This is a genomic window from Acidovorax sp. Root70 (genome assembly GCF_001428225.1).
GTDB lineage: Bacteria > Pseudomonadota > Gammaproteobacteria > Burkholderiales > Burkholderiaceae_C > Acidovorax.
Genome location: NZ_LMHQ01000027.1, coordinates 133,351 through 156,121 on the forward strand (window position 1 = coordinate 133,351; position 22,771 = coordinate 156,121).

A 22,771-nucleotide genomic window follows, 5' to 3' on the forward strand; every position below is an offset into this window, starting at 1 on the left:
TTGCCTTTGCACAACCACAAGGAGACACCCCATGGTCGACAAAGTCATCGCCACCCCTGCCGCGCTGGAGCTGGTGGCCTTTCTACAAGCCAAGCACGGCCCCGACTTGATGTTCCACCAGTCGGGCGGCTGCTGCGACAACAGCGCAGCCAACTGCTATCTGCCCGGCGAGATCACGATGGGTGCGGGCGACGTGTACCTGGGCGACATCGGCGGCTGTCCGTTCTACATCGGACGCGCGCAGTACGAGACCTGGAAACACACGCAGCTCATCATCGATGTGATCGAGGGCACAGGTGGCACCTTCTCGCTGGAGGGGCCGGAGGGCAAGGCCTTTCACACGCGCTCGCGGGTGTTCACCGACGCCGAGCTGGCCGCGCTGGGCATGGAGCGCCCTCAGGGCTAAAAGCCTGCTGACGATCTCGCGGGGGATCGTCAGCAGGCTCCAGTAGCAAGGTCCATTCAGGAACGGTGGGGTCCTTTCAAGCCAAAACGGCCTATAGCGCCTTGGGCATATGCGCCAGGCGCTATTGAAGTCGTAGCGCTCCGCTGTGGCTGCGCTCATCGCCCAGGCGGAACACTGACACCACGTGCACCAGGTCTTCGGCCTGGTTCTTGAGGCTGCTGGCGGCAGCGGCCATCTCTTCGACCAAGGCGGCATTCTGCTGGGTGACCTGGTCCATCTGCGTGACGGCCTCGCCCACCTGGGCCACGCCCAGGGACTGTTCGTGGCTGGCGGCGCTGATCTCACCCACGATGTCGGTCACGCGGCGGATGGCACCCACCACCTCGTTCATGGTGGCACCCGCGCGGTCCACCAGGGCGCTGCCCTGGGCCACGCGCTCCACGCTGGCGCTGATGAGGGACTTGATCTCGCGCGCAGCTTCGGCACTGCGCCCGGCCAGGCTGCGCACCTCGCTGGCTACCACGGCAAAGCCCCGACCCTGCTCGCCCGCACGGGCGGCTTCCACCGCAGCGTTCAGCGCGAGGATGTTGGTCTGAAACGCGATGGAGTCGATCACACCGATGATGTCGGAGATCTTCTGCGACGAGGCGTTGATGCCATGCATGGTGTCCACCACCTGGGCCACCACCTCGCCCCCCTGGATGGCCACCGTGCTGGCGCTGGCGGCCAGCTGGCTGGCCTGCTGGGCGCTGTCGGCGTTCTGGCGCACGGTGGCGTTGAGCTGCTCCATCGACGCGGCGGTTTCCTCCAGCGCGCTGGCCTGGCTCTCGGTGCGGGCCGACAGGTCGGTGTTGCCCTGGGCGATCTGCACGCTGGCGGTGGCCACGCTCTCCGAGCCGCTGCGCACGTTGCGCACCACGTCCGTGAGTTGTGTGCGCATCTGCTGCAGCGCCTGCAGCAACTGGCCTACTTCGTTGGTGCCGTGGGCCAGGGGCGCGCCCGCCAGATCACCCTGCGCCACCGCACGCGACAGCGCCACGGCCTGCGACAGCGGTCCGGTCATGGAGCGCACGAACACCAGCGCCATCGCACTGGTGGCCGACAGCGTGAGCACCAAGGCCAACGCCACCCACAGCAGACTCCGCTGCAATGCAGCCACACGAGCCTGCAGGGCTTGGTCCAGATTGGTCATGGACAGGTTGTTGAGCGCGTTCAGCGCCTCGATGGTGCGGGTGAAGGCGTCGAAATAGTCCTTGGAGGGCAGTTGCAGCTCGGTGGCGTTGATCACGTCGCGCTCCACCATCTGGAGCGACTGCTGGATCTGCCCCTGCACAGCCTGCGCGCTGCTGCCCAGCGCGCGTTGCAGTTCGGCATTGCCTTGCAAGGCACGGTCCAGCCCCCGGAACGTATCGGCCTGCAGCTCAGCCACGCGCTGCTGCAGCACCAGCAGCTGGCCCTTGCCTTGGGGCGTGAGCTCGTGCTTGCCCAGTGCACTGGCGCCCTGGGCGCGCAGCATGCCCAGTTTTTCTCCCAGCATGGGGGCCTGAGCGAGCGATGCCTGGATCAGCGCATGGGTCTCGGCTTCAGGATCGATCTGCAGGCCATAGGCATGCACCAGGGCCTCGTTGAGCTGCAGCAGCGCCGCGATGAGCTGGGTGTGCTGCGCGGTGCTCTGCGCCGGTTCGATGCTGCGCGCGGCCACGGCCTGCTCCAGCGAGCGCCAGGTCTGCTGGGCCTGGGCCCAGGCCGCCATCTGCGAATCGGGCACCTTGGCTGCGGCAAAGCGGGCGCTCACGTCGTCCAGCGCCGTGTTGACCGCATCGCGTGCAGCGGGGCGACGCGCAGCCAGCGACTCGTCGCCGCCGAGCATGCCCACCGACAGGCCCCGGTGCACCTGCATGCGCTGCACCAGCAGCGTGAGTGCCTGCGCGGGGGCCACGCCCTGCGCCTCCCGGCGCGCGTGGTCGATGGAGTGCAGCGAGTCGCGCACCACCAGGTAGGTGGGCAAGGCGCTCATCAAGAGCCCGATGGTCCCCAGGATGAGGAATTTTTCGAGCAGGTTCAACCGGTGAAGCAGTGACATGGCAGCGTGCGCAGTGGAATAGGCCCCAGGGGCGGGTGTCGGCACCGCCGACTGGGTGGTGGCCCTCTAGGGCCGAACGGAATGCTTCTCAATGTAGGGATGTGTCTGCAGTAAGGTTTTGACTCAGGTCAAGTCACGCAGAGCTTCGCCCGGTGGCGGGTGCTGGCGCGCGCACCGCTGCGGGGAGACGGCGGCGGCCGGGCGCTGGAGAATAATGACCGCTTCCCCATCCTTCGGAGCCTCCGGCATGCACTCGACCACCCTGCGCTTCCTGGCGTCTCAGACCACCCTGCCCCAGGCGGGCCGAGTGCCCGGCGGCACGGTGCTGCGCTGGGTGGATGAGGCAGGTTTTGCCTGCGCTAGCGCCTGGGCCCGGGGAGACTGCGTGACCGAGTTTGTGGGCGGCGCCCACTTCGTGCGCCCCATCCGACCGGGCCACCTGGTCGAGGTGCATGCGCGCCTGGCCTACACCACCGACACCAGCATGTGCCTGGCGGTGGAGGTGCGCAGCGGCACAGTGCACGGCGCATCACGGGAGGACGTGGTGCACTGCGTGGCGGTGTACACCGCGGTGGATGCCAGCGACCAGCCGCGCACCGTGGACAAATGGAGCCCCGAGACGCCCGGCGACATTGCGCTGGCCCAGCGCGTGAAGGCGCACATCGACGCAGCGCGCGCGGCGCAATGAGCGGCGCTGCACAGACCGCAGCCGCCACCAGCCCGCTGCGCGCGCGCGACCTGCTCGCAGCGCTGGTGGTGGTGATCCTCTGGGGCGTGAACTTTGTGGCGATGAAGTGGGGGCTGCGCAGCTTCAGCCCGTTCCAGCTGGGCGCCGCGCGCTACCTGTGCGCTGCCCTGCCGCTGGTGCTGCTGGTGCGCCCGCCGCGCATGCACTGGCGCTGGGTGCTGCTGTTCGGGCTGTTCCAGGGCGTGGGGCAGTTCGGCTTTTTGTTCATGGGGCTCCAGGTGGGCATGACAGCCGGGCTGGCCAGCGTGCTGCTGCAAACCCAGGTCTTCTTCACGGCGCTGTTCGGTTTTGCGCTGCTGCACGAGCGGCCAGGTCTGCCGCTGCGCGTGGGCATGGGGCTGGCCGCATTGGGCTTGGTGTGTTTTGCTATGAACTATGTGGGCCCGGGCTCGGGCGTGGGGGTGGCGGCGGCCACCACGCTGGCGGGCCTGCTGCTCACGCTGTGCGGCGCGGCCATGTGGGCGTCGTCCAACATCGTGGCGCGGCTGGCACAGCAGCACAGCCCGGGGTTTGACCCGTTGGCGTTTGTGATCTGGAGCAGCCTGGTGCCGGTGCTGCCGTTCATGGCGCTGTCCGCCCTGTTCGACCCCGACGCCGCGCGCTGGCTGCAGTGGCAGACGCTGGCGAGCGTGCCGCTGCTGTCGTGGGCGGCGGTGGCCTACCTGGGCTGGGCCGCCACCATCGTGGGCTATGCGCTATGGACCAACCTGCTGCAGCGCTACCCCGCCAACCGCGTGGCGCCCTTCAGCCTGGCGGTGCCGGTGGTGGGCCTCACCGCTGGCTGGCTGCTGCTGGACGAGGGCGTGGCGCCCTGGCAGTGGGCGGGCATTGCGCTGGTGGTAGCCGCGCTGGCCTGCGTGGTGCTGGGGCCCCGACTACAAGCCAAAATGGCCGGTAGCGCCGGTTGAATATACCCTAGCAGCTATCAACTAGATAGCAAACAACGACAGCACTGGCTACAGCAACCGGCGCCGCGCAAAGCGCACCACGGTCACCCCGGCACGCGCCTGGCGCACCGAGGGCATGACCAGCACGCAGTCGTCGTACGGAGTGACCACCGGCACGCCGTCGTTGTCGCCAATCACCGTGCCCGCCTTCTCGAACACTTCGAGGCCCGTGTACGGCGCCACAAACCGGAAGGCGCTGCTGGTGGCGACCACGGGGCCGGTCACCTCCAGCGCCCACTGGCGCGGTGCATCGGGCTGGCGCCAGCCGGGCAGCTGCTGTGCCAGAGCGTCGGCGCTCAGCGCACCGGACTGTTCGATAAAGCGCACGCACTGGTCCTGCGCCACGGCGCGGCTGGCCGGGTCGCCATGGAAGCCACATTCGATGAGCAGCGAGCGGGTGCCGTTGTCGTCCAGGTCGCCAAACCGGCCGTAGTCGCGCATGCGCACGCCGTCCTTGTGGCCGGCGTCCACCACGATGTGCTCGGGCGAGCGCATGGCACGCGCCAGCGCCAGGTTGCGCGGCTGGATGCCAGTGAGCAGCAGCGGCGCCGAGGGCTCGTGCATGGAGTGGATGTCAAGCAGCCAGTCGGCCTGCGCCACCCACGGGCGCAGCGCGGCGGCACGGCGGCGCTCGTTGGTGTCGGCCGCATCGATGCGCTCGTCCAGCCACTGGCGATTGAGGTCTTCGTCGGTGAAGCGCGAAGCGTCATGGTTGCCGGGGTCAAACCTGTCGAAGGCGTCGAGGTTGCAGAACGCGAGCGTGAGCGTGCCCTGCTGCGGGCGCACACCGGCGTCGAGCAGGCCTTTGAGCGCCCAGGCGCCGCACAGCTCGTTGCCATGCACCAGCGCGCTGACCATCACGTGGCGGCCGGGCTGGCCCGAGTCGAAATGCCACACGCCTTCGGTGCCGGTGTTGCCTGCGCGCCAAGCGCTGATGTCGGGGGCGGGCAGCGCAAACACCAGGGGTTGCACGGACGCGGGGGAGAGGGTGCTGCTGCTCATTCTTCGATCTTGGCGAATTCAACAATCTTCTTGTACTTGGCCACTTCCGTGACCAGGAACTGGTCGATGTTCACGCTGGGCGAGGCCACGGTGGACCCGCTGGCTTCCATCTTCTTGCGGAAGTCCGGCGATTGCAGGCTGTCGGCCAGCGCCTTCTTGAGCTTGTCGGTCACGGGCTTGGGCAAATTGGCAGGCCCCATGAGCGCAAACCACACGCTGATGTCCACGTTCTTGTACTGCGGCGACTCGGCCAGCGCGGGGATGTCGGGTGTGGTGGCGGAGCGCTTGGCCTCGGTGGTTCCGAGCGCAATCACCTTGCCGCTCTTGATGTGCGGCAGGCCGCTGGAGAGCACGAACACGCCGTACTCCAGGTTGTTGCCCATGAGGTCGCTGGTGAGCGGCGCTACGCCCCGGTAGGGGATGTGCGTCATGAACAGCTTGCCCTGCTCCTTGACGGCCTCGCCCGCCAGGTGCAGCGCCGTGCCCACGCCCGAGCTGCCGTAGCTGAACTTGCCGGGGTTCTTGGACACCTTCTGCGTGAACTCCGCCAAGTTCTTGACGCCCGCCCCGGTGGAGGCCACCAGCACCAGCGGCTGCGAGGCAATGAGGCCGATGGCGGTGAAGTCCTTGATGTCGTACTTGACCTTCTTGGTCACGAGCTTGTTGATGGCGATCTCGTTGTTGGCGCCCACCAGCAGGGTGTAGCCGTCAGGCGCCGCGTTGGCGACCTTCTGTGCACCGATCGCGCCACCGGCACCGCCCAGGTTCTCGATCACGACTGGCACGCCAAGCTTGTTGCCCAGCTCGGTGGCCACCGTGCGTGCGGTCAGGTCGGTGCTGCCGCCAGGTGGGTAGCCGACCACGATGGTGATGGGCTTGCTGGGATAGGCGTCTTGCGCGATGGCAGGGGCAGCAAGAACGGCCAGGCCGCACAGCAGTGCAACACGGCGCAGGGGATGGACGGTGGTCATGGCGGAACTCCTTGGCAAAGGCGGGGGTGGTTGGAGGCGATTGGTATGAACTGGATTGTGAAAAGCCAGCCCCAGGCTGTTGGTGCCAAAACGGCACTACGTCGTGCCGATTCATGAGGCTCGCCACGGGGAAACCCGCAGGTCAGCCCCGGCAGGTGCAGGCATATCAGCGCTGCGCCAGGGCCTTCCACAGCGCCTCGGCCAGCGGCCCCAGGCGGCGCTTGGGGCGGTACAGGCGTACGTCAAAACGCACCTCCATGCGGGCGTCTCCCGCGAGCGCCAGGCGCTGGGCCTTGCAGTCGGCAAACACCATGGACCAGGGTAGCCAGGCAACGCCCAGGCCTTTTTGCACGTATTCGTAGTGGGCGTCGGCCGAGTCGCACTCCACCACGCGCTGCAGCCGGGGCGCATGGGGGTTGTGCGCCAGGTGGTCTTCCACCAGCCGCCCCAGGGCCAGCTGGGGCGCGTAGGCCAGATAGGGCACCCGCGTGGCATCCGGCCCAAACCGGTGCAGCGCCTGCCCCTGCGCCGTGGCGCGTGACACAGGCACCAGACGGTCGGAGGCCACCGTGAGGTGCGTGAACTGCCGCGCATCGAGCCGGATGGCCAGGGCCGGGTGGTGGTACACGAGCGAGAAGTCGGCCTCGTTGCGCTCCAGCATGCCCACGGTGTCGGCCAGCGCCCGCGTGCGAATGCACAGCTCGCCGCCCTGCAGGATGGGCTGCAGGCGCACCAGCCAGTCGGCCACCACAGTGCGCGCCAAGGTGCGGCCCGTGGCCAGGGTCACGGTGCGGGCCTGCCGCCCGGCCAGGCTTTGCAGCTCTTCGTGCGACTGCGTGAGGCTGCGGGCCAGGTGGCCTGCGGTCTCCAGAAAACTCTGCCCGGCGGGGGTCAGGGTGACCGGGCCACCGTTGCCGCGCTCCACCAGCGGCGTGCCTGCCCAGGCCTCCAGCGCACGGATGCGGCGGCCAAACGCAGGGTGCGTGACATGCCGCAGCTCGGCGGCACGGGTGAAGCTGCGCTCCTGCGCCAGCACGATGAAGTCTTCCAGCCATTTCAACTGCATCGTCGGCTCCTGGAGGGGCGGCTGTCAGGCGGGTGGCAATTTATAGCGCGAGGGTCGCGCCAACACCGTCAGGGGGCTGTGCACGACCGTCGGGGTGATGGGGAACTCAGCCCCGGGCAGCTTCCAGAACGCCCCGGGTGCGTGTGGCTTCTGCACGCGCAGCCGCAGCAAAGTCCTCGCCTTTGGACGCGTAGAGAATGGCCCGCGACGAGTTCACAATGATCGGCCCGTCACTGCGCAGCCCGGCGCGCACGGTGGCGGCGGCGTCACCGCCCTGGGCGCCCACACCGGGGATCAGCAGTGGCAGCGTGGGCGCGATGGCGCGCACGCGCTCGATCTCTTGCGGGTAGGTGGCGCCCACCACCAGACCGAGCTGGCCATTCTTGTTCCAGGGGCCTTGCGCCAGGCGCGCCACATGCTCGTACATGAGCGGTTGGCCCTCGACGCTGGCCAGGCGCTGGGTCTGCAGATCGTCGCCGCCAGGGTTGGACGTGCGGCAGAGCAAAAACGCGCCCTTGCCGTGGTACGCCAGATAGGGCTCGATGGAGTCGAAGCCCATGAAGGGCGACAGCGTGACGGCATCGGCGCCGTAGCGCTCGAAGGCTTCCTTGGCGTACTGCTCGGCGGTGGAGCCGATGTCGCCGCGCTTGGCGTCCAGGATCACCGGCACCTGCGGTGCGTTGGCACGCATATGCTGCATCAGGCGTTCGAGCTGGTCCTCGGCACCATGCGCAGCAAAGTAGGCGATCTGCGGCTTGAAGGCACACACCAGGTCGGCGGTGGCGTCCACGATGGCGGCGCAAAAGTCATAGATCTTGCGCGGGTCGCCCTGCATGCCCGCAGGGAACCGCGTGGGTTCAGGGTCCAGGCCCACGCACAGCAGGGAGTTGTTCTGCGTCGTGGCGTCGCGCAGCATGTCGGTGAAGTTCATGGGGCGTGATTTTATGTGGGTGGGCGCGGGAAGCCCTACCGGTGGCCGCGATCATCTGGCAGAGGCGGCATGAGGCGCAGGCTGCGGGCGACCTGACCGGTGCAGCGGGCAATAAAAAAGGCCGTCGAGACGGCCTTTTTTATTGGCTTGGAGACTTCTTCAAGCCTCTTGGGACAACGGGAGATCAGCGAGGGACAGCCAGCAGGCGTTGCACGTCGCGGTCGTTGGGCAGCGCGTAGTCGTGGCCACGCACGATGCGGCTGTCTTCCGTGCGCACCAGCTTCAGGCTCACGTAGGTGTAGTTGGCAGCCGCCGAGTAAGTCCCCACCAGCACCAGCGAGGCGTTGTGGTTGCGGGCAATGTCCTTGATCTCGCGCGACAGCAGCAGCTCGCCTTGGCCTTCGCGCACGAACACGTCACCGCGCAGCTTGATTTCCTTCACGTTGAAACCGCTGGCCGCCATGCTGGTGGCGTACTGCTCGGACAACGTGCGGCCCAGAGGGGCAGCGCGGCTCAGGTCGTTGACGTTGACCACGGTGGCCACCAGCACAGGGCCTGCACCCAGAGCGTTCATGTCAAAGCCGGTGGTCAGCTTGGCCACCGCATCGCGGCTGGTCTGGATGAACTGGCTGCTGGCGGCTTCCTGGTAGGTGGGCTCGACGCGCACCGGCGCGGAGTTGTTGGCGCAACCGGCCAGCACGGCACCGGCCAGCACCGTCAGAAGAAGTGCGGGGGTTTTCATTGCGAGACAACCTTCATGTTGACGTTCTTGTACGAGGGGCGCGTAAACAGTGGGGTGTCAGCGTTTTCCAGGTAGTACACGTCTGTCTTGCGGGCCAGGTACTGGCCGCCGCGCGTGACGGTGGTGGTCAGGATCAGCTCGGTATTGGTCGGGCCACCGGAATTGATGCTGTTGGCGTAGTCGGCGGCAATCGACAGACCCAAGCCAGCGGCCAGTTGGGCGTCGATGTGCTCATGGCGCAGGCCGTAGGCCGCAAACAGGCCCGCAGCCAGCATGGTGAACTGACCAGGAATGAAGTGCGGGCGGTCGCTGTTGTGGCGCACGACCTGGATACCGTAGGAGACTTCCAGAGCCTGGCCCAGGTTCTGCTGCACCACGGCGCCGTTCTGGACCAGCTTGGTGATCAGGAACTCGCGGAAGGCGGTTTCAAACTGCGTGGCATTGGCGGGCAGGGAAACATGCAGAGGGGTGTTGGGGGCCACGCCGGCTTTGTCCAGGGTGCTCAGCGTCTGGTTGACCACATCGCGCGACACCAGATCCCAGTGGCCAGCGGAGCGGACTTTGGGCTGCGAGGTGTACTCGAAATTTTCCGCGACGGGAATAGGCGCCCTCTGTGCGCACCCCACCAAAGTTGCCACAGCGCCAGCCAGCACGGCCAAGCTGATTGCCTTTGAAAACGACATGATTCCCTCCTACGGACTGAATTTGCGAGGGTCCGAACAGATGCGACCCGCACGATTGAAAAATAATTCTGGGCGGTATCCTCAACAAAAACAAGAAAAAATTACGCTAACTACGCTCCGGCGTACACAGTTCGTTGTTTTTGGTCACAGTTGTGTGTCGATGCAAGGCGTGTAAGCAGGCAGAGCCACCTTCGCAGCGGCCCGCCTTGCATTTGCTTACACGGAAGCGGCTGCGCGCTGCTCCAGGATGTCGAAAGCGGGCAGCTTTTTGCCTTCCAGCACTTCAAGGAAAGCGCCGCCACCGGTGGAGATGTAACCCACCTGTTTGTCGATGCCGTACTTGGCAATGGCGGCCAGCGTGTCGCCGCCACCCGCGATGCTGAAGGCCGAGGATTCAGCAATCGCCTTGGCCAGTTGCTTGGTGCCGTTCTCAAAGGCGGCAAACTCAAACACGCCCACGGGGCCATTCCAGACGATGGTGCCTGCGGACTTGAGCTGCGCGGCCAGCCGGGCGGCGGTCTCGGGGCCAATGTCCAAAATCATGTCGTCGGGGGCCACATCGGTGGCGGCCTTCACGGTGGCGGGCGCATCGGCCGCAAAGGTCTTGGCTACGACCACGTCGGTAGGGATTGGCACTTCAGCGCCACGGGCCTTCATCGCGGCCATCACGGACTTGGCGGCGTCCAGCAGGTCGGGCTCGGCCAGGCTCTTGCCGATGGGCAGGCCCGCTGCCAGCATGAAGGTGTTGGCAATGCCGCCACCCACGATGAGCTGGTCTACCTTGTCGGCCAGGCTTTGCAGGATGGTGAGCTTGGTGGACACCTTGGAGCCCGCCACGATCGCGGCCAGCGGGCGCTGGGGCCGGGCCAAGGCCTTGGTCAGGGCATCGATCTCGGCCGACAGCAGCGGGCCAGCGCAGGCCACGGGAGCGAACTGGGCGATGCCGTAGGTCGTGCCTTCGGCGCGGTGGGCGGTGCCGAAGGCATCGTTCACAAAGATGTCGCACAGTGCGGCCAGCTTGCGGGCCAGCTCTTCCTTGTTCTTCTTCTCGCCGACGTTCAGGCGGCAGTTTTCGAGCAGCACGACCTGACCGGGCGCGACGGTGACGCCGTCCACCCAGTTGGCCACCAGGGGAACGTCGCGGCCCAGCAGTTCCGACAGGCGCGCGGCCACGGGAGCCAAAGAATCCTCGGGCTTGAATTCACCTTCGGTCGGGCGACCCAGATGGCTGGTCACCATGACGGCGGCACCGGCGTCCAGCGCCATGCGGATGCAGGGAATCGAGGCGCGGATGCGGGTGTCTTCGGTGATGCGGCCGGTGTCGTCCTGCGGAACGTTCATGTCCGCGCGGATGAAGACGCGCTGGCCCTGGGCCTTGCCCTGGGCACACAGATCGGAAAAGCGGAGGATGTTCATGGGGTGGAAGTTTCCTGGAGGGGCCGGTGGATCAGGGGCGCCATTTTAGGCGGCCATGCTGACGCGGCCGGGCACCGCCAGGCCTCACCACCCCCAGCCGATGTGCAGCGGCAGGTACACCGCCATGCCCACGAGGATGGTGCCCAGAATGCCCCGGCGCCAGAAGTAGTACGCGCTCGCGAACAGCACGGCGGGCAGGCGTGCATCCATGAAGGTGTCGATCAGCTCGCCCTGCGCCATGAGGATCTCGGGCGCAATGACCGCGGTGAGCGCGGCCAGCGGGGCGTACTTGAGGCCGCGTTTGAGCCAGTCCGGCAGCGGCAGCTCACGCTCGGGAATCATGAAGAACGAGCGCGACACCACCGTGATGATCGCGAGGCCTACGGTGGCCAGAAAAGGGTAGATCCAGGACCAGCTCATGGATGGCGCTCCTCGCGCAGCGGCACCACATCGCCGGCCTCGACATGCTCGCGCTCTTCAGGGGGCATGACGCTGTCGGCGGGCACCAGCAGCAGCTCGGGTTGGCGGCGGCTGCGGTCCACGGCTTCCATCATCAACCCTGCGGCCACGGCAGCGGCCAGGGCCACCAGGATGTTGAGCTTGAGGGGCAGTGCAAAGGCCGCAATCGCAGCCGCGGCCGCAACGCCTGTCGCCAGCCAGGTGGCGCGGTCAAACAGCAAGGACAGCAGCACGCCCAGCAAAGCCAGCACCCCCGCAAATCCCAGCCCCCAGGACAGGGGCACCGCATTGGCCAGAAAGATGCCCGCGATCGACGGCACCTGCCACGCCAGCCAGTTGGTGGTGGCGGCGCCCCAGAAATACGGCACCTGCTCGGGAGCAGGCCGGGGCTCGGGGAAGCGCTTCATGAACGCCACGTAGATCACGTCCCCGCTGAAATAACCGATGGCCATGCGCGTGCGCAGCGGCAAGTGCGCAAAGTAGCTGCGCCACATGCTGCTGAAGATCACAAAGCGCAGGTTCACGCAGGCGGCCGTCAGCCAGACGACCCACAGCGGCGCGCCCACGGACAGCAGCGGAATGACGGCGAGCTGGGCGCTGCCGGCGTAGACCAGCAGTGACATGAACACCGCCATGCCGACTGGCATGCCACTCTTGACCATCGCCACTCCGGTGACCAGCCCCCAGGCCGCAATGCCCAGGGAGGTACCCGCCATGTCGATGGCGGCCATGCGGGACGATGGGTGACGCAGCGTCCGGCCCAGCGCAGCCGCCACGCTCATGCAGGGCGCGCACCCAGCACCATGCCGGGTTGCAGGTCAAAACCGCGCAAAAAATCCGCCGCAGCCAGCCGCTTGCCACCGGCGCGCTGCAAGGTGGTCAGACGCAGGGCCGTGCCTTCACCACACGCAACGCCAACGCCCGAGCCATCTACGCACAAAATCTGCCCGGGGTGCTGGTCCGACATGCCCAGATTGCTATCAATAACATAGCTCCAGACTTTGACCGTTTCGCCGTTGCACTCGGTGCTGGCGCCCGGGAAAGGATCGAACGCACGAATGCGCTGGCCAATGACCGGGGCGGGCAGCGTCCAGTCGATCGTGCTCTCGGCCTTTTCGATCTTGTGGGCGTAGGTGACGCCTTCAGCCGGTTGCGGCACCGCGCTGAGGCCACCGCAGGCGGCCAGCTCCAGGGCCTCGACGATCATGCGCCCGCCGAGCGCGGCTAGGCGGTCGTGCAGGGTGGCCGTGGTGTCGCTGGGAGCGATGGGGAGGCGCTCGGTGAGCAGCATGTCGCCCGTGTCCAGCCCTGCATCCATCTGCATGATGGTGACGCCGGTTTCCGCGTCGCCCGCCTCGATGGCGCGGTGAATGGGGGCGGCCCCGCGCCAGCGCGGCAGGAGGCTGGCGTGGATGTTCAGGCAGCCCAGGCGCGGCAGCTCCAGGGTCCACTGCGGCAGGATCAGCCCGTAGGCGGCCACGACCATCACATCGGCCTGCGCGGCCAGCAGGGCCTCGCGTGCTGCGGCTGCATCGTCGGGGTATTTACCGTCCAGGCGCAGGCTGCGTGGCTGTGCGACAGCGATGCCATGCTCGAGCGCACATTGCTTGACGGGTGACGCCTGCAGCTTCATGCCACGGCCTGCAGGGCGGTCAGGTTGCGTCAGCACCAGCGGGACGGTGAAGCCTGCGGACAACAGCCGCTCCAGGGCCACACGGGCGAATTCGGGCGTACCGGCAAAAATGACTCTCATGAAAACGGGTATCGGCTCAGGTGGGGGCGCAGGATTCAGTCAGTGACTCAGCCGGTCAATCTGTCAGTCGCGCGCGTTGTCAAAATTCGGCAGTTCGTCAGTGAACAGCACTTGCCGCACCACACCTTGGCGGTCCAGGTGCACATGGGCCTGGCGCAGGTCCGAGTTCTGCCGGAAGCGGTAGGTCCAGATATCGCCATCGAAGCGGGCCACCTGTTCGACACGCAAGGGCATCCCGAAGGTGTTTTGCAGGTCGGTACGGGTCCAGCTACCGACGGGCAGGCTCTCGAAACGTTGCTGCGTGAGCACCTGCTCGTTGCGCACCAGCCGGCCGCTGGCATCAAAGTCGAGGTTGTAGGCGGCAAACCCGGCGGGCAGTTCGGAATAGAGCAGACGCTCTCCGGACGGCAAGGCGATCGTGGCCGTGGGCGGTCCCAGGCGGGCAATCACCTCGGCCCGCACCGCACCGGGCTGCTCACGGGCCGGTAGTACGCAGCCTGTCAGCAGGCACACCAGCGCCCAAAGCGCCAGCACTCTGACACCACGACGGGCGCAGAGCGCTGCGCGCATCACTCGCGCGCCTCCCGCTGCTGCTTGACCATCTTGGTCTTGATGCGGTTGCGCTTGAGCGGCGATAGGTATTCGACAAACACCTTGCCCATGAGGTGGTCCATCTCGTGCTGGACACAGACCGCGAGCAGGCCATCCGCCTCGATCACGCGGGATTGGCCCTGGGCATCCAGCGCCCGCACATGCACCGCATCAAACCGCTCCACACCGTCATAGATGCCGGGCACCGACAGGCAGCCTTCCTCGTTGAGGTGCTTTTCGGCGCTGGTCCAGACCAGCTCAGGATTGATCAGCACCAAAGGCTGATCGCGCTCCTCCGACACGTCGATGACCACCAGCCGCTCATGCACATCCACCTGGGTGGCCGCCAGGCCAATGCCGTGGGCGTCATACATGGTGGCCAGCATGTCGGCGACCAGCGTGCGAATGCGGTCGTCCACCGCCTGGACGGGGCGGGCGACCTTGTGAAGCCGGGGGTCCGGGTAACAGAGAATGGGAAGGATTGCCATGGCTGCAGGTAAGAGATGTCGCTATTTTCGCCACTTTTGCGGCCTACTGCCGCCTTGCGAGCCAATAATCGTTGCCGAATCAAGGGCTTGAGCAGAGAATCTAAGAAGCTTTGTAACGTATTTGCCCGGCTGCACGCCTGCTTTGTGCGCCGAGGTGCCAGCGAGGGGGCGTTTCCCAATGCATGAGAAAAGGAACAACATGACGGCATTCACCAGCGTGCAGCGGACCGCCCTGGGCGCGCTCACCATCATTGCTGGCGCATTGCTGGTCATGCCGGCCCAGGCGCAGAACTACCCCATCTCCAGCAGCCAGCGCGCCACGGCGCAGCAGGTGTCCGAGCGTGGCGTACCCTTGGAAGAGTTGGCTCCCAACGCCCCCGACACCTACACCGTCAAGCGCGGTGACACGCTCTGGGGCATTTCGGGCATGTACCTCAAGCGCCCCTGGCGCTGGCCCGAACTCTGGGGCATGAACCTCAAGGCCATCCCCAACCCGCACCTGATCTTCCCCGGCCAGACGCTGTACCTCATAAAGGAAGGCGGCTACGCCCGCCTGAGCACCAGCCGCTCAAACGAGCCCGAAACCGTGCGAATCTCGCCCCGTACGCGCAGCGATAGCCTGGCCGACAACGCGCTGCCCACGCTCAAGCAGCACCTGATCGAGCCCTTCCTGGTAGAGCCTTTGGTGGTAGACGAGCAAGTGCTTTTGAGCGCCCCGCGCGTTATCGCGACCACGGAAGAGCGCGTGCTGATGGCGGCGGGTGACCGTGTTTATGTGCGCGGAGACGCCGCGTCGCCCATGCTGGCAGAGGCGGGTGAACCCCGGTATTACCGTGTGTTCCGCAATGCCGTGGCACTCAAGGACCCGGTGACGGCTGAAGTGCTGGGATACGAAGCCCAGTACCTGGGCAAGGCAGAGCTGGTGCGTGGCGAGTCCTTCGAAGAAATTCCGAACGGCAAGGGTGGATACACGGCGGAGTACATCCCCGCCACTGTTGATCTGTCGGCCACCAAGGAGGAAGTCCGCGCGGGTGACCGCCTGCTGCCCGCACCCGCTCGTCCGTTCCTGAGCTACACCCCCCGCGCCCCCGAGATGGAAGTGGATGCCAGAGTGGTGTCCATCTATGGGAGCTCGGCGGTGGCCTACGCGGCCCAGAATCAGGTGGTGGCCATCAACATGGGTTCGCAGGACGGACTGGAGCCCGGCCATGTGCTCAGCTTGCTCACCAAGGGCGACCGCATCAAGGACATGACCGACAGCAACAAGGCGATGGTCAAGCTGCCCAGTGAAGTCAACGGCACCGCCATGGTGTTCCGCACCTTCGAGCGCGTGTCCTATGTGCTGCTGCTGGAAATCCGCAACGGCGTTCGCGTCGGCGACCGCTTGGTCAACCCCAAGTAACGCACCATTGGCCGGCGACACACGTGGTGGTGCGGTGACTCCGCGCTGCGGCGGCAGTACCGGTGAGCTTCATGGACCACGAAGAGCTGGGCGCTTGGCTGCGACTGACCTTGACGCCTGGCGTGGGCAACGGTGCCGCGCGACGCCTGTTGGCGCGCTTCGGCCTCCCGCAATCCATCTTCCAGCAGACCGAGGCGGCGCTGCAGCACTGTGTGCCGCCTGCCCATGCGCGGGCCTTGTGCGAGATTCCGAAAGAGTGGGAAGCCCTGTGGCAAACCACTGCCCGATGGCTTGCCAACGCCGCGCCAGAAGGCCCCGCACGCGCCATTGTGAGCCTGGGTGACCTGCGTTATCCGCAGGCCCTGCTGGACACGGAAGACCCGCCGCTGCTGCTCTATCTCATGGGCCCGGCATCTCTGCTGGAGCACCAGCCCTTCCCCATTGACCGCTGCCTCGCAGTGGTCGGCAGCCGCAACCCCACGGCCCAAGGTGCAGAGAACGCGCGCCTGTTTGCCCGGGCACTGCACAGTGCAGGCTTGACCATCGTGTCGGGGCTTGCGCTAGGGGTGGACGCCGCCGCCCATGAAGGCGCGCTGGACGCGGCGACAGCCCCTTGCGCGGTGGCCGCCACCATCGCTGTGGTGGGAACGGGGCTGGACCGTGTCTATCCCCGCAAAAACCTCGACCTAGCCCACCGCATTGCCGCACACGGGCTGATCGTCAGCGAATACCCGCTGGGCACGCCGCCACTGCCCGCCAATTTCCCCAAACGCAACCGCATCATTTCGGGACTCTCACAAGGCACTCTGGTGGTGGAAGCCGCGCTGGCTTCCGGGTCATTGATCACCGCCCGCATGGCGGCCGAGCAAGGCCGCGAAGTGTTTGCCATCCCAGGTTCCATCCATGCGCCGCAGTCACGTGGCTGCCATGCACTGATCCGCCAGGGGGCCAAGCTCGTCGAGTCGGCCCGGGACGTGCTGGAAGAACTCAAAATCCCCGCCACCACTGTTCCGGGCCTGCCCCTGGAAGGCGCGGACGATGCGGGAGCAGCGGTATCGGGCAAGGCCGAAGGCCCGGTGTTGTCGGCGTTGGGCTATGACCCCATGGGCCTGGACGCTCTGGTCGCACGCACGGGCATGGACGCATCAGCCTTGCAGGTGGCCTTGCTGGAACTGGAACTTGACGGCAGCGTTGCGCGGCTGCCGGGGGGCTTGTTTCAGCGGATCGGCAGAGGCTAGCCGGTCGCCAGGGCGATCCCCCGCTCCACGACAGGACGGGCTTTGTGCATGCGACTCATCGCCTCATCCTGGGCGGCGCATGGCACTCCCCGTGCTCAATCCAACAACCGCTCAGGGTTGGCGTCGAGCTTGGCCAAGGCATCGCGGGTGGCACGCAGCGTGATGCCCTCTTCGTCCTGGGCCACCAGCAAACCGGCCTGCAGGTACGCGGCCAGACGGCGCACCTGGATCAGATAGCTGCTGCCATCCACGGCCGCAAAAAGGTGCAACTGCTTGCGCTGGCTTTGCCACGCGTACTGCACCTGGGCCGACGCACCGTTGTGGTCCAGGGTGTACCAGGTGCCCGGCTGCAGGTCCTGCGCCCAGGCCACCATCGCATCGTCCACCGGTGCGCCATTGTCGGCAATCACGTGGATGGACGAGGCGTCGATGCCCAGCATCATCTCGATGTTGTCCGCATTGAGTGGCATGTCGCCGAGCGTGGCATCGCTGATGAAGTCTTCCAGATTGGCCAGGCGCTTGGCCATGGCGTCGATGTGCGCCTGCGGGATGGACGCAGTCTTGGACAAGAACGCATCGGCCAGGGTGTCCGTCAACACCTTGACCTGTGCATCCTGCGCCGCGCCATTCACGCCCAGCAGGGTCAGCCCCTGGCGCAGGCGCTGCAGCAGCGCCGGCAGGTTCTGGATGACCTGTGCTCGGTCGCTGCGGTTGGGCTTGGCACTGGCCGCCCAGACGAGGTCTGCCGCCGTGCGCTTGAAGGCTACCGTGTCGGCATGCTGCGGGCCATCGCGCACGGCCGATAGCGCCAGCACCTCGGCCCAGGTCTTGAACAGGAACTCCCGGATTTCGTCGCGCACCGGCATGTCGCGCAGCATGGTGCGCAGCTCGATGGTGTACTGGATGGCCAAGGTTTCCCGTTGCTCGACCTGCTGGGCGACACTGACCAGGCGCGAGGTGACCTGTTTTTCGGTGAGGAACTTGGCCAGGAATTTCTCGAACTCGTCATAGACCAGCTGGAAGACGCGGCGTCCGGTCTCGGGGTACTGCTCAATCACCTGCACCACACGGCGGATTTCAGCTTCCAGCGCGCTGCCATTGATGCTGGTCGCATCAAAACCCAGTACGCAAGCGCCCATGCGGTCGATCAGCTTGCGGGCGGGGTGGTCCAGGTTGCTGAAGAATTCAGGCTCGGCCAGGGCCACGCGCAGCACCGGCACCTGCAGCCGCGCAAACCACACCCGCACGGCAGGCGGGATGCGGTCTTCAGCGAGGATGCTCTGGAACATCAGCGCCACCACCTCGATGATCGCCTTTTCGCCCGTGGTGGTCGCCTTTTTCTTGAGTTCGGTGGAGCGTTCACGCACCGCACCCACCAACTGCACCACCGCCGCCGGACTGTAGTCCTCCATCAACGTGGCCACGCCGCTGTAGTAGGTGTCGGCATGCACCCGGTGCGCCGTCAACGCATGGGCCAGGGCGGCCGACGCTGGCGGCGCATTGACCATGTCGAAACCGGTGGCGGGCTGTGTGAGCAGGCGCCGCAATTGCCCCATCACGCCTTGGGCACGCTGGCGTGCCCGGGTCAGGGGCGTCATGCCATTGGCAAAGGCAGTGGGCATACCCTGCGGACGAGGGTGGCCACCATGCGCAGGCGGCCGCATCTGCATGCCCGGCGGCCCCATGGGACGTCCCTCGCCAGGCTGTGTACCCCCGCGGGCCGCAGCCATGGCCTGGCGGGTTTGCGCCAGGGCCTGCGAAGCCAGGCCCCCCGCACCCGAGTCCCCGCCGCCCGTTGCTGCACCACCTTGGGTGCGACGTACTTTGGACTTGAGATCGACCTGCGGCGTGATGCCCTGCTCCACATAGAACACGTTGACCGCCTGGTAGTGCTTTTGCAGGAGGTTGGCCAGCTCGCGTTGCAAGGGATCCACCACCGTTTGGAGGTCCGTACGGGGCAGACCGGCGTCCACCCATTGTTCCACCAGCAGCAGGCACACCGTGTCGGGCCGCAGGATGTCGCTGTTGTCCAGCTCCTGGCCTTCCAGGGACTGGGTGCGCTGGCGCAAGGTGTCGAACTGGTGGTTGACCTGCTCAGTCACCGTCAACGCCATGCGTGAGGCGAGGATTTTGTTTTCCACCACATCGTCGCTGAGCAGCTCGAACTGGCTGAGTCCACCGCCACCACCCGCCGCCAGCTGACCGCGCGTGGAACTGACATGGGGGGCCAGCGCCTCTTGCCACGCCTTGCCGGTGCGTTCCGTCCATGCGGAATGCTTTTGCTGGTACTGCATCCACGCATCCCGGCGCGACTGCATTTCACGGGCAGTACCCGTCTGGTTCATCAGCGCGGTAAGAAAGTCCTGAACGGTTTTGTCCAGGTCTGCCAACCCACCACAGATCCCCTCTACGAACCGCTGGCGCGCCTGGCGGGCCAGGCGGCGTTGCGGAACTGAGGGGGGCGTGGTGTGCATGAACAGATATTAGCGGGTCAGACGGCAGCTCCGGCATGGGGATCGTTGGGATCCCCTTCCTTTTTGGCGGGCTTGACAAGGTCCTCGCGCTTCACTCCCAGCCACATCGCGATGGCTGCCGCCACGAACACCGAGGAATAGATACCGAACAGAATACCGATGGTCAGCGCCAATGCAAAGTAGTGCAGGCTGGGGCCACCAAAAAAGAACATCGACAGCACCATGGCCTCGGTGGAGGCGTGGGTGATGATGGTACGGCTCATCGTGCTGGTGATGGCGTGGTCGATGACCTCGTGCGTGGTCATCTTGCGGTACTTGCGGAAGGCCTCACGGATCCGGTCGAAGATCACCACCGACTCATTGACCGAGTAACCCAGCACCGCGAGCACCCCCGCCAGCACCGACAGCGAGAACTCCCACTGGAAGAACGCGAAGAAGCCCAGGATGATCACGACGTCGTGCAAGTTGGCAATGATCGCCGCGACACCGAACTTCCATTCGAATCGGAAGGCCAGGTAAATCACGATGCCCACCACCACCATGGCCAGCGCCATCAGGCCGCCATGCACCAGCTCCTCGCCCACCTGCGGGCCTACAAACTCGGTGCGGCGCAGGGTCACAGCAGCGTCTGCAGCCTTGAGGGCGCCCAGCACCTGCTCGCTCTGCTGCGCGGACGTCACGCCCTTTTGCACCGGCAGGCGAATCATCACGTCGCGCGAGGTGCCGAAGTTCTGCACCTGAACATCGGGGTAGCCCAGCGCCGCCACGGTGTCGCGGACCTTGGCCAACTCGGCGGGCTGACTGTAGGCCACCTCCATCACGGTGCCCCCCGTGAACTCCACCGACAGGTGCAAGCCACGTGTGAGCAGGAAGAACACCGCCAGGGCGAAGGTGATGAAGGAGATCGCGTTGAAGACCAACGCGTGCTTCATGAAAGGGATGTCTTTGCGGATACGGAAGAATTCCATGGTCTTCCTCCTTTAGTTCGTCTTGGCCACAGCGCTGTCGGACTCAGGCTTCCACACCTGACCGATGGCCACACTCTTGAGCTTCTTCTTGCGGCCGTACCACAGGTTCACGAGGCCACGCGAGAAGAACACCGCCGAGAACATGCTGGTCAGAATGCCGATGCAGTGGACCACCGCAAAGCCACGCACCGGGCCGGAGCCAAATGCCAGCAGCGCCAGGCCTGCGATCAATGTGGTCACGTTCGAATCCAGGATGGTGGCCCAGGCACGCTCATAACCCGCGTGGATGGCCGCCTGGGGCGACACACCCTCACGCAGCTCCTCGCGGATGCGTTCGTTGATCAGCACGTTGGAGTCAATCGCCACCCCCAGCGCGAGCGCCATGGCGGCGATGCCTGGCAAGGTGAGCGTGGCCTGCAGCATGGACAGGATCGCCAGCAGCAGCAACACGTTCACCGCCAGCGAGACGGTGGAGAAAATGCCGAAAAGTGCGTAGTAGATGCACATGAACACCGCAATCGCCACCATGCCCCACACCACGCTGTGGATGCCGCGCTCGATGTTGTCAGCGCCCAGGCTCGGGCCGATGGTGTATTCCTCGATGATTTCCATGGGCGCTGCCAGCGAGCCCGCGCGCAGCAGCAGCGCGGTGTCGTTGGCCTCGGCCGTAGTCATGCGGCCCGAGATCTGCACGCGGCCGCCACCGATTTCGGAGCGGATCACAGGGGCCGTAACCACCTCGCCCTTGCCCTTTTCGAACAGCACGATGGCCATGCGCTTGCCCACGTTCTCGCGCGTGATGTCCTTGAAGATGCGCGAGCCCTTCGCGTCCAGCGTGAGGTTGACCGTGGGTTCCTGCGTCTGGCCGTCAAAGCCTGGCTGCGCATCGGTCAGGTTTTCGCCGGTCAGAATGACCTGCTTCTTGACGATGACGGGCTGGCCGTTGCGTTCCAGATAGCGCTCGGAGCCGAAGGGTACGGGACCGCGGCCTGTCTCTGCCGAACGGGCTTCGGTGCCCTCGTCCACCATGCGCACTTCCAGCGTGGCGGTGCGGCCCAGGATGTCCTTCGCCTTGGCGGTGTCCTGCACGCCGGGCAGCTGCACCACGATGCGGTCCAGGCCCTGCTGCTGGATCACGGGCTCGGCCACGCCCAGCTCGTTGATCCGGTTGTGCAGCGTGACCATGTTCTGCTTGAGCGCCTGCTCCTGCACGCGGCGCGTGGCTTCGGGCTTGATGGAGGCGCGCAGCTTGAACTCGGTGCCTTCCGGCGTGGTGGTGACCAGCAGATCGGCGAACTGATCAGCGATCAGGTTGCGCGCGGCCGTGGCCGTAGCTTCGTCACGCACCTTGATGTCGATGGACTGGCCGTCACGGCTGATGCCGCCGTGGCGGATGTTCTTGTCGCGCAGTGCGGTGCGGATGTCGCCTGCATAGGACTCGGCCTTCTTGGTCAGTGCCGCCTGCATGTCCACCTGCAGCATGAAGTGCACGCCGCCGCGCAGGTCCAGCCCCAGATACATGGGGTTCGCGTGCAGGGCCTTGAGCCACAGCGGCGAGCGCGACACCAGGTTGAGGGCCACGATGTAGGAAGGGTCGTTGGCATCAGGCACCAGCGCCTTCTGGATGGCGTCCTTGGCCTTGAGCTGGGTGTCGGGCGTGTCAAAACGCGCGCGCACCGAATTGCCCTCCAGCGCCACAAAGTCGGGCGTCACGCCCGCAGCCTTGAGCGCCTCTTCCACCCGCTGCTGCACAGCGGTGTCCACCTTGATGGTGGCCTTGGCCGACGACACCTGCACGGCAGGCGCCTCGCCAAAGAAATTGGGCAGGGTGTACAAGGCCCCCACCAGCAGCACGATCACCAGGATCGCGTACTTCCAGACCGGATAACGGTTCATGATCGCGCTCTCACCTCAGTTGTGCAGGCGCCCGAAGCGCCGGCGCCCCCTGACCCCGCGCCCGGCGGTGCCGGGGCGCGCAGCGCCTCAGGGGGATGTTCATGGATTACTTGACGGAGCCCTTGGGCAGCACCTGCACCACGGCGCTGCGCTGCATTTGCACTTCCACGCCGCTGGCGATCTCGATGTGCAGGAAACCTTCGGACAGGCGCGTGACCTTGCCGACGATGCCGCCGGAGGTGGCTACTTCATCGCCCTTGGCGATGGCGTCGATCATGGCGCGGTGTTCTTTCTGGCGCTTCATCTGGGGGCGGATCATGACGAAGTACAGCACCACAAACATGAGCACCAGAGGCAGCATGCCGGTCAGCGAGGACATGATGTCACCGCCGCCAGCGGCTGCGGCAGGTGCGGTTTGGGCGAAAGCGGAAGAAATAAACACGGACTGGACTCCACAACGGATGGTCAAAATTCACACAACCCGCCCACACCAAGCGCCATAGCGCC

The 22,771-nt window shown here is 65.9% G+C and carries 22 protein-coding genes; 5 read left to right on the top strand and 17 right to left on the bottom strand.

Features of this window, described 5'->3' with window-relative positions:
• Positions 1 to 31 precede the first annotated feature (31 nt).
• Positions 32 to 406: a DUF779 domain-containing protein gene (locus ASD94_RS13870; protein ID WP_056643878.1), complete on the top strand. Its 375-nt coding sequence runs from the start codon at positions 32 to 34 to the stop codon at positions 404 to 406.
• Positions 407 to 527: 121 nt separating this feature from the next.
• Here ASD94_RS13870 and ASD94_RS13875 read toward each other — a convergent pair whose 3' ends face one another.
• Complete coding sequence (locus ASD94_RS13875) at positions 528 to 2,489, bottom strand: methyl-accepting chemotaxis protein (RefSeq protein WP_056643879.1); 1,962 nt, start codon at positions 2,487 to 2,489, stop codon at positions 528 to 530.
• Between the two features lie 247 nt (positions 2,490 to 2,736).
• Between ASD94_RS13875 and ASD94_RS13880 the strand changes: the two genes are divergently transcribed.
• Together ASD94_RS13880 and ASD94_RS13885 are read left to right on the top strand one after the other, a co-directional pair.
• A complete protein-coding gene (locus ASD94_RS13880; RefSeq protein ID WP_056643881.1) occupies positions 2,737 to 3,177 on the top strand; it encodes an acyl-CoA thioesterase in 441 nt (146 codons plus the stop codon).
• Positions 3,174 to 4,145 (top strand): EamA family transporter, encoded by a 972-nt coding sequence (locus tag ASD94_RS13885; protein WP_056643882.1) that lies wholly within the window; start codon positions 3,174 to 3,176, stop codon positions 4,143 to 4,145. Before ASD94_RS13880 ends, ASD94_RS13885 begins: the two co-directional genes overlap by 4 nt.
• Positions 4,146 to 4,193: 48 nt before the next feature.
• Here ASD94_RS13885 and ASD94_RS13890 read toward each other — a convergent pair whose 3' ends face one another.
• From ASD94_RS13890 to def, 12 genes are all read right to left on the bottom strand, one after another.
• Complete coding sequence (locus ASD94_RS13890; protein ID WP_056643884.1) at positions 4,194 to 5,186, bottom strand: succinylglutamate desuccinylase/aspartoacylase family protein; 993 nt, start codon at positions 5,184 to 5,186, stop codon at positions 4,194 to 4,196.
• Positions 5,183 to 6,157, bottom strand: a complete 975-nt coding sequence (locus ASD94_RS13895; protein ID WP_056643886.1) for a tripartite tricarboxylate transporter substrate binding protein — start codon at positions 6,155 to 6,157, stop codon at positions 5,183 to 5,185. The genes ASD94_RS13890 and ASD94_RS13895 overlap by 4 nt, the downstream gene beginning before the upstream one ends.
• Positions 6,158 to 6,323: 166 nt before the next feature.
• The gene (locus ASD94_RS13900) at positions 6,324 to 7,223 is read right to left on the bottom strand and encodes a LysR family transcriptional regulator (protein ID WP_056643889.1); all 900 of its coding nucleotides are present in this window, start codon (positions 7,221 to 7,223) and stop codon (positions 6,324 to 6,326) included.
• 106 nt (positions 7,224 to 7,329) lie between these two features.
• Positions 7,330 to 8,154 (bottom strand): orotidine-5'-phosphate decarboxylase, encoded by an 825-nt coding sequence (gene pyrF, locus ASD94_RS13905; RefSeq protein ID WP_056643891.1) that lies wholly within the window; start codon positions 8,152 to 8,154, stop codon positions 7,330 to 7,332.
• Between the two features lie 184 nt (positions 8,155 to 8,338).
• A complete protein-coding gene (locus tag ASD94_RS13910; RefSeq protein ID WP_056643892.1) occupies positions 8,339 to 8,896 on the bottom strand; it encodes a FlgO family outer membrane protein in 558 nt (185 codons plus the stop codon).
• A complete protein-coding gene (locus ASD94_RS13915) occupies positions 8,893 to 9,579 on the bottom strand; it encodes a hypothetical protein (RefSeq protein WP_056067885.1) in 687 nt (228 codons plus the stop codon). Before ASD94_RS13915 ends, ASD94_RS13910 begins: the two co-directional genes overlap by 4 nt.
• Positions 9,580 to 9,795: 216 nt before the next feature.
• On the bottom strand, positions 9,796 to 10,995 hold the full coding sequence (locus tag ASD94_RS13920) for a phosphoglycerate kinase (protein WP_056643894.1): 1,200 nt from the start codon (positions 10,993 to 10,995) through the stop codon (positions 9,796 to 9,798).
• Positions 10,996 to 11,079: 84 nt separating this feature from the next.
• Positions 11,080 to 11,415 carry an AzlD domain-containing protein gene (locus ASD94_RS13925; RefSeq protein WP_056643895.1) on the bottom strand — a complete coding sequence of 112 codons (336 nt, stop codon included), beginning with the start codon at positions 11,413 to 11,415 and terminating at the stop codon, positions 11,080 to 11,082.
• Positions 11,412 to 12,185, bottom strand: a complete 774-nt coding sequence (locus ASD94_RS13930) for an AzlC family ABC transporter permease (protein ID WP_235510668.1) — start codon at positions 12,183 to 12,185, stop codon at positions 11,412 to 11,414. The genes ASD94_RS13925 and ASD94_RS13930 overlap by 4 nt, the downstream gene beginning before the upstream one ends.
• 47 nt (positions 12,186 to 12,232) lie before the next feature.
• Positions 12,233 to 13,207, bottom strand: a complete 975-nt coding sequence (fmt, locus tag ASD94_RS13935; RefSeq protein WP_056643899.1) for a methionyl-tRNA formyltransferase — start codon at positions 13,205 to 13,207, stop codon at positions 12,233 to 12,235.
• 63 nt (positions 13,208 to 13,270) lie between these two features.
• Complete coding sequence (locus ASD94_RS13940) at positions 13,271 to 13,777, bottom strand: hypothetical protein (protein WP_056643901.1); 507 nt, start codon at positions 13,775 to 13,777, stop codon at positions 13,271 to 13,273.
• Entirely contained in the window at positions 13,777 to 14,286 is a 510-nt protein-coding gene (gene def / locus ASD94_RS13945; RefSeq protein ID WP_056643903.1) for a peptide deformylase, read from the bottom strand. Before def ends, ASD94_RS13940 begins: the two co-directional genes overlap by 1 nt.
• Positions 14,287 to 14,485: 199 nt before the next feature.
• On the opposite strand from def, the gene ASD94_RS13950 reads away from it, so the two are divergent.
• Both ASD94_RS13950 and dprA read left to right on the top strand, forming a co-directional pair.
• Positions 14,486 to 15,688, top strand: a complete 1,203-nt coding sequence (locus ASD94_RS13950) for a LysM peptidoglycan-binding domain-containing protein (protein ID WP_082576878.1) — start codon at positions 14,486 to 14,488, stop codon at positions 15,686 to 15,688.
• A 71-nt stretch (positions 15,689 to 15,759) separates the two neighbouring features.
• Complete coding sequence (dprA, locus tag ASD94_RS13955) at positions 15,760 to 16,926, top strand: DNA-processing protein DprA (RefSeq protein ID WP_056644140.1); 1,167 nt, start codon at positions 15,760 to 15,762, stop codon at positions 16,924 to 16,926.
• 95 nt (positions 16,927 to 17,021) lie between these two features.
• On the opposite strand, the gene ASD94_RS13960 is transcribed toward dprA, so the two are convergent.
• The 4 genes from ASD94_RS13960 to yajC all read right to left on the bottom strand — a co-directional run bounded on the left by ASD94_RS13960 (position 17,022) and on the right by yajC (position 22,706).
• A complete protein-coding gene (locus ASD94_RS13960; protein ID WP_056643906.1) occupies positions 17,022 to 19,400 on the bottom strand; it encodes a DUF1631 domain-containing protein in 2,379 nt (792 codons plus the stop codon).
• A gap of 17 nt (positions 19,401 to 19,417) precedes the next feature.
• Positions 19,418 to 20,368 carry a protein translocase subunit SecF gene (secF, locus tag ASD94_RS13965; RefSeq protein ID WP_056643908.1) on the bottom strand — a complete coding sequence of 317 codons (951 nt, stop codon included), beginning with the start codon at positions 20,366 to 20,368 and terminating at the stop codon, positions 19,418 to 19,420.
• Positions 20,369 to 20,380: 12 nt separating this feature from the next.
• Positions 20,381 to 22,264: a protein translocase subunit SecD gene (secD, locus tag ASD94_RS13970; protein ID WP_056643910.1), complete on the bottom strand. Its 1,884-nt coding sequence runs from the start codon at positions 22,262 to 22,264 to the stop codon at positions 20,381 to 20,383.
• A 106-nt stretch (positions 22,265 to 22,370) separates the two neighbouring features.
• On the bottom strand, positions 22,371 to 22,706 hold the full coding sequence (gene yajC, locus ASD94_RS13975; RefSeq protein WP_056643912.1) for a preprotein translocase subunit YajC: 336 nt from the start codon (positions 22,704 to 22,706) through the stop codon (positions 22,371 to 22,373).
• Between the last annotated feature and the right edge of the window lie 65 nt (positions 22,707 to 22,771).

Bases quoted from the DNA above. Each gene is read 5' to 3' on its own strand.
- ASD94_RS13940 (WP_056643901.1), bottom strand. From the start codon at position 13,777: ATGCGCGCAGCGCTCTGCGCCCGTCGTGGTGTCAGAGTGCTGGCGCTT.
- def (WP_056643903.1), bottom strand. From the start codon at position 14,286: ATGGCAATCCTTCCCATTCTCTGTTACCCGGACCCCCGGCTTCACAAG.
- ASD94_RS13880 (WP_056643881.1), top strand. From the start codon at position 2,737: ATGCACTCGACCACCCTGCGCTTCCTGGCGTCTCAGACCACCCTGCCC.
- ASD94_RS13950 (WP_082576878.1), top strand. From the start codon at position 14,486: ATGACGGCATTCACCAGCGTGCAGCGGACCGCCCTGGGCGCGCTCACC.
- secD (WP_056643910.1), bottom strand. From the start codon at position 22,264: ATGAACCGTTATCCGGTCTGGAAGTACGCGATCCTGGTGATCGTGCTG.
- dprA (WP_056644140.1), top strand. From the start codon at position 15,760: ATGGACCACGAAGAGCTGGGCGCTTGGCTGCGACTGACCTTGACGCCT.
- pyrF (WP_056643891.1), bottom strand. From the start codon at position 8,154: ATGAACTTCACCGACATGCTGCGCGACGCCACGACGCAGAACAACTCC.
- fmt (WP_056643899.1), bottom strand. From the start codon at position 13,207: ATGAGAGTCATTTTTGCCGGTACGCCCGAATTCGCCCGTGTGGCCCTG.
- ASD94_RS13925 (WP_056643895.1), bottom strand. From the start codon at position 11,415: ATGAGCTGGTCCTGGATCTACCCTTTTCTGGCCACCGTAGGCCTCGCG.
- ASD94_RS13885 (WP_056643882.1), top strand. From the start codon at position 3,174: ATGAGCGGCGCTGCACAGACCGCAGCCGCCACCAGCCCGCTGCGCGCG.
- ASD94_RS13915 (WP_056067885.1), bottom strand. From the start codon at position 9,579: ATGTCGTTTTCAAAGGCAATCAGCTTGGCCGTGCTGGCTGGCGCTGTG.
- ASD94_RS13875 (WP_056643879.1), bottom strand. From the start codon at position 2,489: ATGTCACTGCTTCACCGGTTGAACCTGCTCGAAAAATTCCTCATCCTG.
- ASD94_RS13870 (WP_056643878.1), top strand. From the start codon at position 32: ATGGTCGACAAAGTCATCGCCACCCCTGCCGCGCTGGAGCTGGTGGCC.
- secF (WP_056643908.1), bottom strand. From the start codon at position 20,368: ATGGAATTCTTCCGTATCCGCAAAGACATCCCTTTCATGAAGCACGCG.
- ASD94_RS13960 (WP_056643906.1), bottom strand. From the start codon at position 19,400: ATGCACACCACGCCCCCCTCAGTTCCGCAACGCCGCCTGGCCCGCCAG.
- ASD94_RS13890 (WP_056643884.1), bottom strand. From the start codon at position 5,186: ATGAGCAGCAGCACCCTCTCCCCCGCGTCCGTGCAACCCCTGGTGTTT.
- ASD94_RS13920 (WP_056643894.1), bottom strand. From the start codon at position 10,995: ATGAACATCCTCCGCTTTTCCGATCTGTGTGCCCAGGGCAAGGCCCAG.
- ASD94_RS13930 (WP_235510668.1), bottom strand. From the start codon at position 12,185: ATGGCCGCCATCGACATGGCGGGTACCTCCCTGGGCATTGCGGCCTGG.
- ASD94_RS13900 (WP_056643889.1), bottom strand. From the start codon at position 7,223: ATGCAGTTGAAATGGCTGGAAGACTTCATCGTGCTGGCGCAGGAGCGC.
- ASD94_RS13910 (WP_056643892.1), bottom strand. From the start codon at position 8,896: ATGAAAACCCCCGCACTTCTTCTGACGGTGCTGGCCGGTGCCGTGCTG.
- ASD94_RS13895 (WP_056643886.1), bottom strand. From the start codon at position 6,157: ATGACCACCGTCCATCCCCTGCGCCGTGTTGCACTGCTGTGCGGCCTG.